Annotated in this window: 12 protein-coding genes; 2 read left to right on the forward strand and 10 right to left on the reverse strand. The window is 68.1% G+C overall.

The features are described from left to right. The first annotated feature begins 87 nt into the window (after positions 1-87). Together AB0J87_RS05590 and AB0J87_RS05595 are read left to right on the forward strand one after the other, a co-directional pair. The gene (locus tag AB0J87_RS05590) at positions 88-288 is read left to right on the forward strand and encodes a hypothetical protein (RefSeq protein WP_363962767.1); all 201 of its coding nucleotides are present in this window, start codon (positions 88-90) and stop codon (positions 286-288) included. Between the two features lie 5 nt (positions 289-293). After that, entirely contained in the window at positions 294-716 is a 423-nt protein-coding gene (locus AB0J87_RS05595) for a hypothetical protein (protein WP_363962768.1), read from the forward strand. A gap of 787 nt (positions 717-1503) precedes the next feature. Here AB0J87_RS05595 and AB0J87_RS05600 read toward each other — a convergent pair. From AB0J87_RS05600 to AB0J87_RS05645, 10 genes are all read right to left on the reverse strand, one after another. After that, a complete protein-coding gene (locus tag AB0J87_RS05600; protein ID WP_363962769.1) occupies positions 1504-3099 on the reverse strand; it encodes an FAD-dependent monooxygenase in 1596 nt (531 codons plus the stop codon). A 643-nt stretch (positions 3100-3742) separates the two neighbouring features. Then, a complete protein-coding gene (locus AB0J87_RS05605; RefSeq protein ID WP_363962770.1) occupies positions 3743-4837 on the reverse strand; it encodes a hypothetical protein in 1095 nt (364 codons plus the stop codon). Further along, positions 4834-5328, reverse strand: coding sequence for a SigE family RNA polymerase sigma factor (locus tag AB0J87_RS05610; RefSeq protein ID WP_350729965.1), 495 nt, complete (start codon positions 5326-5328; stop codon positions 4834-4836). Before AB0J87_RS05610 ends, AB0J87_RS05605 begins: the two co-directional genes overlap by 4 nt. A gap of 43 nt (positions 5329-5371) precedes the next feature. After that, on the reverse strand, positions 5372-5665 hold the full coding sequence (locus AB0J87_RS05615) for an MTH1187 family thiamine-binding protein (RefSeq protein WP_192790536.1): 294 nt from the start codon (positions 5663-5665) through the stop codon (positions 5372-5374). Positions 5666-5852: 187 nt separating this feature from the next. Beyond that, complete coding sequence (locus AB0J87_RS05620; protein WP_350729967.1) at positions 5853-6176, reverse strand: hypothetical protein; 324 nt, start codon at positions 6174-6176, stop codon at positions 5853-5855. Between the two features lie 10 nt (positions 6177-6186). Further along, positions 6187-6864, reverse strand: coding sequence for a uracil-DNA glycosylase (locus tag AB0J87_RS05625; RefSeq protein WP_350729969.1), 678 nt, complete (start codon positions 6862-6864; stop codon positions 6187-6189). A gap of 106 nt (positions 6865-6970) precedes the next feature. After that, positions 6971-7870 carry a carbohydrate ABC transporter permease gene (locus AB0J87_RS05630; protein ID WP_350729971.1) on the reverse strand — a complete coding sequence of 300 codons (900 nt, stop codon included), beginning with the start codon at positions 7868-7870 and terminating at the stop codon, positions 6971-6973. After that, complete coding sequence (locus AB0J87_RS05635; RefSeq protein ID WP_363962771.1) at positions 7867-9243, reverse strand: ABC transporter permease subunit; 1377 nt, start codon at positions 9241-9243, stop codon at positions 7867-7869. Before AB0J87_RS05635 ends, AB0J87_RS05630 begins: the two co-directional genes overlap by 4 nt. 12 nt (positions 9244-9255) lie before the next feature. Next, on the reverse strand, positions 9256-10590 hold the full coding sequence (locus AB0J87_RS05640) for an ABC transporter substrate-binding protein (RefSeq protein WP_363962772.1): 1335 nt from the start codon (positions 10588-10590) through the stop codon (positions 9256-9258). A 7-nt stretch (positions 10591-10597) separates the two neighbouring features. Further along, the gene (locus AB0J87_RS05645; protein WP_355191377.1) at positions 10598-11845 is read right to left on the reverse strand and encodes an ABC transporter substrate-binding protein; all 1248 of its coding nucleotides are present in this window, start codon (positions 11843-11845) and stop codon (positions 10598-10600) included. Positions 11846-11961: the final 116 nt, after the last annotated feature.

Below are 11961 nucleotides of genomic sequence, written 5' to 3' on the forward strand. Positions count from 1 at the left end.
ACCCTCCTCTTACGCACTCACGTGCAGGAGAGAGCAAGGAAGGACAGGAGCGACGCCTGTTCTGACCGGATTTGTTAATAAAAGTGCATGCTCGTCCTGAACCGAATCGAGACATTCGACCGTCCAAGTGACGTGATCCCCTTTGAGATGATCGATGAAGATCTGCGTACGGCGCGTCAGCGGGTGCGTCGCTGGGAGGGGCTGAGCGAGCGCCACACGGCGGTCGTCGCCCTCGTGAGAAAGGCCCGGCGGGAGCTGGATGCGGTCGGGGTGATCAAGAGCAGGTAGCCGTCGTGGAAACGAGGCTGGGCGCGTACACGTCAGCGCTCGCGGAGGTGGAACGGGACCTGGCCGAGGTGGGTCCGGCGCGGGAGCTCTACGAGGAGTTGCTGGCACGTGAAGAGCAGCGAGTGGCCGCATCGGCCGATCCCCGAGGTGCCGAGCTGCTGGAGATCGGGCGGTTGCTCGCCGAGCTGGATGTGGAGCTGCCTGCTCGGGAACGGGCCCGTGCGGCCGGTCTCGCGGCCCTGCACGGCCGGGGGACGGTGGGTGAGTTCGTCCGGCAGGTGGAGGCACTCGGCCTGATGGCGGAAGACGGCATTCGGGGGATGAGTGGTCTCCGGCATGTCGCGGAGCAGCTCGAGGACCGTTGCCGGGAACTGGCGCGGCTGCGTGACAGGTTGCGGGCTCGCCGAGAGGAGTTGCTGCTCGGCTGAGCCGGTCCTGCGTGGTCTTTCCCGTTCGAGATCGGTTGGACCAGCAGCTAAGGCCCACTGAGTGAGTTGGGCCAGTGCAGTGATCGAAAGCACTCGCCACCAGCCACCAGCCAACGGCCACAGGCAACGGGCAACGGCCATCGACGGGCATTGGCCAACGGTCCCCATCCATCGGCCTCCAGCCATCCCCAGGAGAGGGGCCCAGCAGGGCTACGGCAGGCAGGTTGGGCAGAAGGGCTTGGCGGAGGGCTCCGGCACTGGGAGAGGCCCCGGCAGAGGGCCCTGCCAGGGGGGACTGGCAGAAGGGGCCGACAATCCGGCATTTAGGAAGTCGCGCTCAGTGGTGCATGTGCGTGCTCATGGGGGCCGGTTCTCCGGAAGGTGCTGCTTCGGTGGGTTACGGCTGCCCGTGGAGCAGGGGTGGGGCGGCCGTGGGGCCAGCGGTCGGTGTATGGCCCGGGACCTGTTCGACGTGGGTCGGGCGGGATGGCTCGGGACCTGGCCCGAGGGCGTCGGGTGGGATGGCTCGGGACCTGGTTCGAGCTGGTCGGGTTCATGCCGCGGGGCGCGGAAGTCTGGGCGGGGCCCGGTCGCGGCGGTTCGAAGTGGTTGGGTGGTATGGCTCGGGACCTGGTTTGAAGTGGTCGGGTGGGATGGTTCGGGTCTGGTTCGAGGTGGTTAGGGGGTTGGGATCTGGTTTGGGGTGGCCGGGGGATGGCTCGGAAATCTGGTTTGGGGTGGTTGGGGGATGGGTTGGGATCTGCTCTGAGTGGTTGGGGGATGGCTGCTAGCGGCTGAGGAGTTGGGTCATGATCTGGTCGAGGGTGGCTGCCGGGTTTGGGACGGGGCCGGGGGAGCGCCAGGCTACGTAGCCGTCCGGTCGGACCAGGACGGCGCCGCCCCCGCTGACGCCGTACCGCTTCCGGAAGTGTCCCTCCACGTCCTTCAGTTCCTCGTCCACCACCAAGCGCGTGAGCTGGACGCCGAGGCGCTCCTTGACCAGACGTCCGGCGTCCATCCAGGCCTGGCCGCCCTGTCTGTCGGCCAGCAGTACGAAGCCCGAGCCGAAGAGGTCGATGGTCGAGATGCGCTGGCCTTCCCAGTCGAGCACCACGTGTGGGGCGCGGCTGCCCGGACGGCCGGTGGGTACGCGTGGGTCCTCCAGGATGGAGCCGTCGTCGCCGGGTTCGTCCAGGATGGCTGTGGAGTGGTAGCGGTAGCCGATGATGACGCTCATGAAGTCCTCGATGGGCTCCGGGTAGCCGACGCGGGCGGTTGGAGGCATGCGTACGCCGAGGTTGGCGAGCTGGGCGTCGGCCGTCAGCGTGCCGATCGGGCGGCGTTCGGCGTCGTACGTGTCGAGGAAGTCGGGCCCGGCCTGGCCTGTGACGACGAGCCAGAGCCGCCAGGCGAGGTCGCAGCCGTCCTGGAGCGCGGTGCTGCCGCCCTGCCCGCCGGTCGGCGGCATGGTGTGGGCCGCGTCCCCGGCGAAGAACACCCGGCCGGCGCGGTACGTGTCGGCCACCACGTGCCCGAGAGTGAACGACGTCTTGTCCAGTAACTGGACGTCCAGTTCAGGTTGGTCGGCTGCGATGCGTACCAGCTCTCTGCAGCGCTCCTCGGTGAAGTCGGCTTCGCTCTGACCGTCGGAGTAGTTGACGCCCAGCACGTGCGCCCCGACGCCGGTGCCGGTCACGATCACGCCGGTGAAGAGGTCGTTCTGCAGGTACCAGAGCGTGACCTCGCGCTCGCGTACCAGCCCGCTCAGGTCCGCGTCGAACATGATCGAGCACATCCGGCCCAGCTCGCCCTTGCCTGAGGTGGGGACGTTCAGGAGGCGGCGGAGCGGGCTCCGGTAGCCGTCCGCGGCGACCACGTAGTCGGCCCGGACGAGGCGGTCGCCGTCGGCATCGCGGATCAGCGCGGTCACGCCGTCCTCGTCCTGTTCCAGTGAGACCAGCTCGGTCGAGAAGCGCAGGTCGGCGCCCAGCTCCTCTGCCGTGTACCGCAGCAGCTGCTCGATCGCGGCCTGGGGCGCCCCCACCTGCGCCGCCGGGGTGATGTCGGCCAGGAAGGCCATCTCCTCCTGCTCATCGTTGATGAGCATGTGGGGGTTCGGGTCGGCCAGGCTCTTGGCGATCGCTATGCGCATGTTGTCCCCGATGCCTGCCCAGGTCTCGCGGAGCTCCTGCTCGATGCCGGGGACGGGGCGCAGCAGCTCGATGGCTCGCGGGCCGACACCGAACGCCTTGGGTTGGATCGAGGTGCTTGGGTGCTTCTCCACCAACATGACGGGTACGTCGCGCCAGGCCAGGAGTGTTGCCGTGCTCAGGCCTGCGTACCCACCGCCCACCACCAGGACGGGCACCCGCTCTTGTTCCATGCTTGTCCACCTCCGGAACGCGTAGTATCGCGTCTATGGTCGAGGACACGATATGTCGCGTCAGGGTAGGCGGTCAAGACATATCGCGTTGTGGGGGGTTGGGGAGCGGGGATTGGGTTGGGGGTGGGGATGTGAACTGCGGGTGCGGGGATACCGGGGTGCGAGGGGGAGCGGCGTGCGGGATGCGCACGGCCTGGGCGGCGCCGGAGGGGGTTGTGGCTGTGGGGTGTGCGTGGCCCGGCCGGCGCCGAGGGCTACTTGTGGGTGTGAGCGGTCGGCATCGGGGGCCTTGTGGGTGTGGGTGTGCGCGGCTGGGAGAGGCGCGGAGCGGGGGGTCGTGGGTGGTGGGGGTGCGGACGCGGCCGGCGCCGGGGTTTGTGGGTGTGGGTGCGCGGCTGGCAGGGGGTAGGGCGGGATGTGCGGTTAGGCCGGTGCTGGCTTGTGGATGTGCGCGGACCGGCTGGTGCCCTGGGGCTTGTGGGTGTGCGGACCGGCTGGCGCCCCAGGGCTTGTGGGTGTGCGCGGCTAGCCTGGGGGTGTGTGGGGCGAGTGTGCTTGGTAAGTGTCGATGTTGTGGGGTGGGTGGACCCGCGCATGGGGTGGGCGGGTCCGTGGGTTGACGGGTGGGTGTGGGGGGTTGGTGTTAGTGGACCAGGCCTGGGACCAGGGTTTTTCCGTAGTTGCGTAGGGTGAAGAGTTCTCGGGTTTTGCCGCTTCGTACGTCCATGGCGTAGACCATCGGCTTGGGTCCGCGTGGTGACTCGGGGGTGGCGACCACGGTCACCTCGGTGGAGTTCAGCCAGCCGCCGAGTCCTGACGGCTGGAGCCCTTCCGGGATGCCGGAGATCGGGACTCGGGTTTCGCGGCCGCCCCGCACCGGGTCGAAGACGACGACCGAGCCGTCCAGCTGCAGCATCGGGCGGCGGTTCGGGTCGTAGGTCTGGCCCAGTCGGGTGAGGGTGCGGCCGTCGGGGGCGAGGGCGCTGTAGTCGTACGTGAAGTCCGGGATGGTGATCGGGTCGTGGCCGAGCACCCGCACCTGGCTGGAGTTCTCGTACGGCTTGGCGAGCACGACGGGGCCGGATCCGTCCGACACGCTCACCGGCCACCAGCCGCGCGGGAGGTCGGACACCGTGCCCCGCTCCACGTCCACCAGCTTGTTGGGCTCTCGCCGCCCGCCCCAGCTCGACACGATGAACCGCAGCCCGCTGGGCGACAGCCGCAGGGTGTGTTCGGCCGAGCGCGAGAAGTCCTCCGCGGGCTGCTTCAGCGGGGACTTCCAGGTCTTGCCGCTCGCCAGGTCGCGCACCACGATCGTGCGCTGCTTCGAGCTGTAGTAGGCCAGCCGGCGGCCGTCCGCCGTGACCGCCAGGGGGCCGGTCTCCGGTGCCGCGGTCAGTTCGTAGGTGTCGCCGTCGCGGGTCACGAGCCGCCAGGCGTTCTTCGCGCACGTGGTGGTGCGGCATTCCGGCCGGTACGCCTGTTCGATCGGCCCGACGCCTTCCGGGGGCAGCGGGGAGACCGTCGTCTCCGGCGGGGTGAGCATGACCGGGGGCTCGGGGCGTAGCTGTTGGAGGAGCACGGTGCCGCCGCCCGCGATGAGGCAGGTCGCCGCGGCGATGGCCACGGCCAGGCGGGTGGCGCGCCGACGGCGGGCGCCTCGCACCGCCTGGGCCGCCAGATCGACGGCGGGCGCCTGTTCGGCCAGCGCGTGCAGGTCTTCGCGCAGCGGGTTCACCGGTACACCTCCTGGGGGACGAGCGCGCGCAGTTTCGACAGCGCGTAGTGGGTCTGGCTCTTGACGGTGCCGACCGAGACGCCCAAGAGCTGCGCGGTCTCGTGTTCGGTGCGATCTTCGTAGAAGCGCAGCACGATCAGCGCCCGCTGCTTCGGCGTGAGCCGCGCCAGTGCGTGGAGCAGGGCGATCCGGCGTACGGTCGCCTCGTCGTGCGGCTGCCCGGACGCCGCGAACTCCGGCAGTTCGGCCTCAGAGAGCTCGATCCGCTTGCGCTTGCGCCAGGAGATGGTCTGGTTCACCAGGGCTTTGCGCGCGTACGCCTCGGGGTTGCCACCCTTGGCGAGCTTGGCCCAGTGGGAGGCGACGCGCGTGAGGACCGTCTGCAACAGGTCCTCGGCGAGGTGGGCGTTCCCGGTGAGCAGGTACGCCGTCCGCATCAGCGATTGCTGGCGGGTTCGTACGAACTCGTGGAACCCCTCGTAACGGTCCATGCATAAAACAACTTCGCCGAAGGGCCCAAGGTTGGAAAATTGGCTATTCGGAGAGGTGGCGTTCCAGGGACTCGAGCTTGCTGGTCATCCCGTCGGTGACTCCCTGCCGGAGATCGGCCTTGAGTACCAGGCTGACCCGGGGCGCGACCTCCGCCACCGCGTCCACCGCGCGCTTCACCACGTCCATGACCTCGTCCCACTCGCCCTCGATCGTGGTGAACATGGCGTCCGTACGGTTGGGCAGGCCGCTGTCGCGGACCACCTTGACGGCGCGGGCGACGGGCTCGGCGACTCCTTCGCCGACGCCCAGCGGGGTGATGGAGAATGCGACGATCACTGCGTGCCTCCTTGCGGCGGGCCGGAGGGTACCGATCTTAACGAGCCGTCGAGTCTCGACAGCCGCCAGGTCTCAACCACCCGCCAGGTATCGACGAGCCGTCAGGTATCGACGAGCCGCCAGAGAGAAGCGAAAAGCCACGACGCCTCCCAGAACGTCGTGGCCACCGCCGTACTTCACCCACGCGTCACACGTGGTCGTGCTCCTCTTCGTCCTCGTCCTCGCTGGGCCCCTCGGAGGGCTCCACCCCGAGGACGGCCTCGCGCGGCTCGATCTCGTTGATGTGGTCGACAAGCTGGAGCACGTGGTCCGGCTCGATGAGCCACTGCAGCGCCGAGGCGCCCGTCTCATCGGAGCTGACCAGCTCGGCCTGCTCGGTGCGCTCCTCGGCGGTGAGGTCGGCGTCCGGGTGCCGGATCTCGGCCAGCGCCGCCGCCTGCAAAGCGTCCACGTCAAGCACCTCGACGGTCAGCTCGACCGTGAGACGCAGGAACTTCGGTTCATCACTCATGGCGACGACTCTAGGGCAGCTTCCACTCGACAGGTGCCGCGCCTTGCTGTTCCAGCAGCTCATTGGCCCGGCTGAAGGGACGCGAGCCGAAGAAGCCGCTGCGCGCGGAGAGGGGGGAGGGGTGGGCGGACTCGATGCGGGGCACATTGCCGAGCATCGGGGCCAGGTTGCGGGCGTCGCGGCCCCAGAGGATGGCCACCATCGGCTTGTTGCGTGCCACGAGGGCGTGGATGGCCTGCTCGGTGACCTGCTCCCAGCCCTTGCCCCGGTGGGAGGCGGGCTTGCCGGGCATCACGGTGAGGACCCTGTTGAGGAGCAGGACGCCCTGCTCGGCCCACGGCGTCAGGTCGCCGTTGGCGGGGCGGGGGAGGCCGAGGTCGGTCTCCATCTCCTTGTAGATGTTGACCAGGCTGCCGGGCAGCGGCCGCACCTCGGGCGCCACCGAGAACGACAGCCCGACCGGGTGACCGGGCGTGGGATAGGGGTCCTGACCCACGATCAGCACCTTGACGTCGTCGAAGGGCTGGTTGAAGGCACGCAGCACGTGCGTGCCCGCGGGCAGGTACTGCCTGCCATCGGCGATTTCCTTGCGCAGGAATTCGCCCATCAGGGAGATCTGCTCGGAGACGGGCTCAAGCGCACTGGCCCATCCGGCTTCGACGACTTCGTTCAGTGGACGACCGGCCATGGCCGATGAGCTTATCTAGGTCTGGTGCGGCTTGCTGCCGAAACGTCGGGTCCAGCCGTACCAGAATGATCACAAGGCGCCCGCGCGGACCGCGCGGGCGCCTTGATCACTTCACGGAACCGGCCATCATGCCCTGGACGAAGTACCGCTGGAAGGCGAAGAACAGGACCAGCGGGATGAGCAGCGACAGGAACGCACCGGACGAGAGGATGTCCACGTTCGATCCGAACTGCCGCATCTGGGACTGCAGGGCCTTGGTCATCGGCTGGTTGTCGGTGTTGGCGAAGACCAGCGCGATGAGCATGTCGTTCCACACCCACAGGAACTGGAAGATGCCCAGCGAGGCGATGGCGGGCTTGCCCAGCGGGAACACCACCGACACGAAGATCTTCCACTCCGGCGCCCCGTCCATCCGCGCCGCCTCCAGCAGCGAGGACGGGATGCCGACGAAGAAGTTGCGCAGCAGGAAGATGGCGAACGGCAGGCCGAACGCCGTGTGGAACAGCACCACGCCCGGGATCGAGCCGAAGATCCCGATGCCTCCGTAGAAGGACGCGACGGGGATCAGCGCGATCTGGATGGGCACGATCAGCAATCCGACCACGACGAGGAACGCCCCGTCACGCCCGGGGAACTCCATCCACGCGAACGCGTAGGCGGCCATGGCCGCGATGCCGATCACCAGGACCGTCGTCGGCACCGTGATCAGCACGGTGTTCCAGAAGGACGCGGTGAAGCCGCTGGCCAGCAGGTCCTTGTAGTTCGCGAGGGTCAGCTCGGCAGGCTTGGTGAAGATCGTCCACCAGCCCTCGGAGGTGTTGACGTCCGTCGTGCGCATCGAGACGACGAGCAGGCCCAGCGTCGGCACCAGCCAGAACAGGCCCAGCAGGATCATGATCACCTGGACGGCGCCGCCGCCGATCCGGTCCACGATCTTGCTCACCACGCTCCTGCGCGGCGCGCCCGTCTCCAGCCCCGAAGGGGCGGTAGCCGTGGCTGTCGTCATGATTCGTCCCTCCTGAACCGGCGAATGTTCATGATCATGAAGGGGAGGACCAGAACGAGCAGGAAGACGGCCAGCGCGCTGCCCAGACCCTGGTTGTTCCCGCCGCCGAACGCCACGCGCCACATCTCCAGCGCGACCACGTTCGCCTGAGGCTGGACCGAGGCCGGGGCGATGATGAAGACAAGGTCGAACACCTTCAGCGTATTGATGATCATCGTCACGAAGACGACGAGCAGCACCGGCGACAGCAGCGGCACGGTGATCTTGCGGAACACCTGCCACTCCGAGGCGCCGTCGATGCGGGCCGCCTCCAGCGCGTCACGCGGGATCGCCGCGAGCCCCGCCGCGATCAGCACCATGGCGAAACCGGCCCACACCCACACGAACGCGCCGATGATCGCCGGGGTGATGAGTGTCGGGCCGAGCCAGCTCAGGCCTTTGTAGGCGGCCTGGAAGTTCGACTGCGGGAGTCGTACGACATAGGAGCCGGCGGACAGGCCCTGGAAGCGGAACGAGCCGTCGTCGGCCGTCGTGGCGGTCGCGGCGACCTTGCCGTTCTGCACCGCCTCGACGGTCATGCCCGGCAGGCCCTTCTCCGAGGCGTCCACCTCGCCGTTCTTGCCGCCGCCTCCCGGCGTGAAGTCGAACCACACGGTCCCCGAGAGGCCGTCGCCGGCCGCGGGGGCCTTGGCGGCCTGGGCGTTGCTCGGCAGGGCGTTCGGCTTGACGCCCACGATCGGGATCAGCACCGGCTGACCCGCCTGGGCGGGCTGCTTGGTGACGACCGCGCCGCCGTCGGCGGCGACCGGCGACTGCTCGCCCTCGCGCGGGCGCGCCTCCGGGTAGCCCTGCGAGGAGGAGAACGTGTCGTGCACGGTGGTGAGCACGGCGTTGGCCACGCCCTTGGCGGGGTCCTGCTCGTAGACGAAGCGGAAGATCACGCCCGCCGCCATCAGGGAGACCGCCATGGGCATGAACACGATCAGTTTGAACGCCGTCGACCACCTGATCCGCTCGGTCAGGACCGCGAAGATCAGGCCCAGCGTGGTCACCACGATCGGCGCGATGACAACCCAGATGAGGTTGTTGCGGATCGTGGTGAGCATGCCGGAGTCGGTGAAGATCGTGGCGTAGTTGCCCAGCCCCACGAATCCGGTGCCCGCCGAGTCGAACAGGCTCCGGAAGATGGAGTAGACGATCGGGTAGACCACCCAGATGCCCAGCAGCACCGCCGCCGGGAGGAGGAAGGCGATGGCGACCGCCGGCGAGGGGCCGAGGCGTCGTTGCGTACGGGGGGTTTCAGCCGGTCCGGTGGAGGGCTCGTCCGCGGTGTCCGCGGACGAGACCTGCGGGCCGTCCAACCGTTCGGTCACGGCCTTACCTCTTTACTTCTTCCAGGCCTTCTTGGCCTCGGCTTCCAGTGTGGTCTGAGTGCCCTTGATGTCGCTCGGGTTGCGCAGGAAGTCCTGCAGCGCCTTCCACTCGCCCTTGCCGTCGGTGGCGCCGAACGCGCTCGGCGCCAGGTCGGACATGTCGTAGCGAACGGCGTCGCCGGCCGAGACGATCGTCTGGCCGAGCTGCTTGGTCAGCTCGTCGGGGTAGTTGTCGGGGGAGACGTTCTTGTTGGGCGACAGGTAGCCGGGCAGCTTGGCCCAGATCTCGCCACCCTCCTTGGAGGCCAGGAACTGCAGCAGCGCCATCGCGCCGGGGGAGTCCTTCATCGCGACCGCGACGTCGCCGCCCAGGACGACGGGGGCCGTGTCACCGGCCTTGGGGAACGGGAAGTACTTGGCCTCCTCGCCCACCTTGGCCTTCGACTGCGCCGCGGAGACGGCCACGAAGTCGGCCTCGATCACCATGGCGGCCTTCTTGTCGCCGTAGACCTTGGTCACGCAGCCGGGGAAGTCGGTCTGCAGGGCGCCGGCGTTGCCGTCGACCACGAACTCCTTCTTGCCCGCGATCTGCGCGATCTTCTCCAGCGCGGTGGTCACGGTCGGGTCCGTCCACGGGATCTCGTGCTTGGAGAGCTTGTCGTAGTTCTCCGGCCCGGCGGTGGACAGGTAGACGTTCTCGAAGAGGTCGGTCAGCGTCCAGCCGGACGCACCGCAGAACGAGAACGGCGCGGTGCCGGAGTCGGCGATGGTCTGCGCGTTCTTGACCAGCTCGTCCCAGGTGGTGGCCGGCTGCACGCCCGCGTCGTCGTACGCCTGCGCCCGGTACCAGACCAGCGACTTGTGCGCCGCCTTGATGAGCACGCCGTACACCTTGCCGCTGGCGGAGCCGAGCTCCTTCCAGTACGGGGTGTAGTTGGTGTCCACCTCCTTGACGACGTCGTCGGTCAGCGGGATGAGCGCGCTCTGGTCGGCGTACTGCTGCACCAGGCCCGGCTGCGGCAGGATCGCGACGTCCGGCGGGTTCTTGCCCTGGATGCGCGGGCCGAGGTAGGCGCCGGTGTCCTCACCGGTGGAGGCGTACGTGACCTCCGCCCCGGTCTTCTCGGTGAAGGCCTTGAGCACCTGCTGGAAGTTCTTCTGCTCGTCGCCGGTCCACTTGGCGGCGACCTCGAGCTTCACGCCCTGCAGCGGTTTGGCGCCGGCGGCGGGGGCCGACGCGGAGCCGGAAGCGTCGGTGGACGGCGAGGTGGTCGTCGGGGCGTTGCCGCAGGCGGCGACGGCTACCGCGAGCCCGGCCAGGATTGCTGCTGCTCTGGCGTTTCGCATGGCTGCCTCACTGGGTTCTGATGATCTCTTCGATTTCGGACTTCATGGAGACCGCGGCGTCATCCGCGGACTCGGTGGAGGGGTTGCCGAGCGCCTTGGCGACCGAACTGGCGATCACCAGGCTCAGCTGGTTGTAGTTGGCGCTCACCGGCCGTGCCTTGGCGGCGAGGATGCTCTCCTTGAGCACGGGCAGGTAGGGGAAGCGCTTGATCAGGGCGGGGTCGTCGTAGAGCTCGGTCCACACGGGCGGGAAGGAGCCCTCGGTGAGGACGCGGCGCTCGTTCTCCAGGCTGGTGAAGTAGCGGATGAACTCCTGCGCCGTGTGCTGATGCTTGGAGTACGCGCTGATGGCGAGGTTGGCGCCGCCCAGCGTGCTGGACCCGGGGCCGTTGAGCCCCGGCAGCCGGGTCACCCCCAGCTTGTCGCCCAGTTTCGCCCTGGCCGGGCCGTAGCCGTGCGGCCAGTTGCGGGCGAAGGCGAGCCGGCCCTCCTGGAAGGCCAGGCGCGTCTCCTCCTCCTTGTAGCTCAGTGACTCCTTGGGGATCCAGCCCTCGCGCAGGCCCTGGAGCAGGAAGTCGAGTGCGATGCGCGTTTTGGCCGGATCGAGGGTCACCTCGGTGCCGTCCTTGCTGACGATCTGCCCGCCGGCGGACTGCAGCGCCTCGGAGAAGTTGACGGTGAGCCCTTCATACGCCAGGAACTGCCCGGCATAGCCTCCAATATCGTTCTTTTTCATTATTTGTCGGGATTGGTCGCGAAGCTCGGCCCACGTCCGTGGCGGCTTCTTGACCAGGTCGGTCCGGTAGTAGAGCAACCCTGCGTTGCTCGTGTACGGGACGGCCCAGAGCTTGTTCTTGTAGACCGCCGTTTCCACGACGGGCGGCAGGAACCTGTCGAGCGGGAACAACCCGCGCTCCAGGGGGATGATCCAGCCGTTCTCCGCGAACTCGGCAGTCCACACCACGTCGAGCCCCAGTACGTCGTACCGGCTGCTCTTGGCCTGGAGGTTGGCCACCATCTGAGCGCGCTGCTCGTCGGCGGCCTCGGGCAGCTCCAGCAGCGTCACCTTCTCGGCCGGGTGGGCCTGGTTCCAGCGGTCCAGCAAGGGTTGCAGGTACGCCGTGGTGTCGCGACCGGTGGCGAACGTGATGGGGCCTGTGCCGCCCGTGCCCGTTTCGCCGCCGCCCTCATTGCTCGCGGGCGCGCAGCCGGCCGCCGCCAGGAGGACGACCAGGGAGAGCGTGAGCGAGCGCACTCTGTTTCCTCCACGTTCAGAGTGATTTACATACGTGTTAGGTAGATGCATTCATGTTATGCACACATGTAATCTGTAGGTCAACGGCTAGATACGTAACGCGTTCGTAACACGGC

Origin of the sequence: Nonomuraea sp. NPDC049625, from assembly GCF_040675285.1 — a bacterium.
Taxonomy (GTDB): domain Bacteria; phylum Actinomycetota; class Actinomycetes; order Streptosporangiales; family Streptosporangiaceae; genus Nonomuraea; species Nonomuraea angiospora_A.

Bases quoted from the DNA above. Each gene is read 5' to 3' on its own strand.
- AB0J87_RS05590 (WP_363962767.1), top strand. From the start codon at position 88: ATGCTCGTCCTGAACCGAATCGAGACATTCGACCGTCCAAGTGACGTG.
- AB0J87_RS05600 (WP_363962769.1), bottom strand. From the start codon at position 3,099: ATGGAACAAGAGCGGGTGCCCGTCCTGGTGGTGGGCGGTGGGTACGCA.
- AB0J87_RS05610 (WP_350729965.1), bottom strand. From the start codon at position 5,328: ATGGACCGTTACGAGGGGTTCCACGAGTTCGTACGAACCCGCCAGCAA.
- AB0J87_RS05620 (WP_350729967.1), bottom strand. From the start codon at position 6,176: ATGAGTGATGAACCGAAGTTCCTGCGTCTCACGGTCGAGCTGACCGTC.
- AB0J87_RS05625 (WP_350729969.1), bottom strand. From the start codon at position 6,864: ATGGCCGGTCGTCCACTGAACGAAGTCGTCGAAGCCGGATGGGCCAGT.
- AB0J87_RS05630 (WP_350729971.1), bottom strand. From the start codon at position 7,870: ATGACGACAGCCACGGCTACCGCCCCTTCGGGGCTGGAGACGGGCGCG.
- AB0J87_RS05640 (WP_363962772.1), bottom strand. From the start codon at position 10,590: ATGCGAAACGCCAGAGCAGCAGCAATCCTGGCCGGGCTCGCGGTAGCC.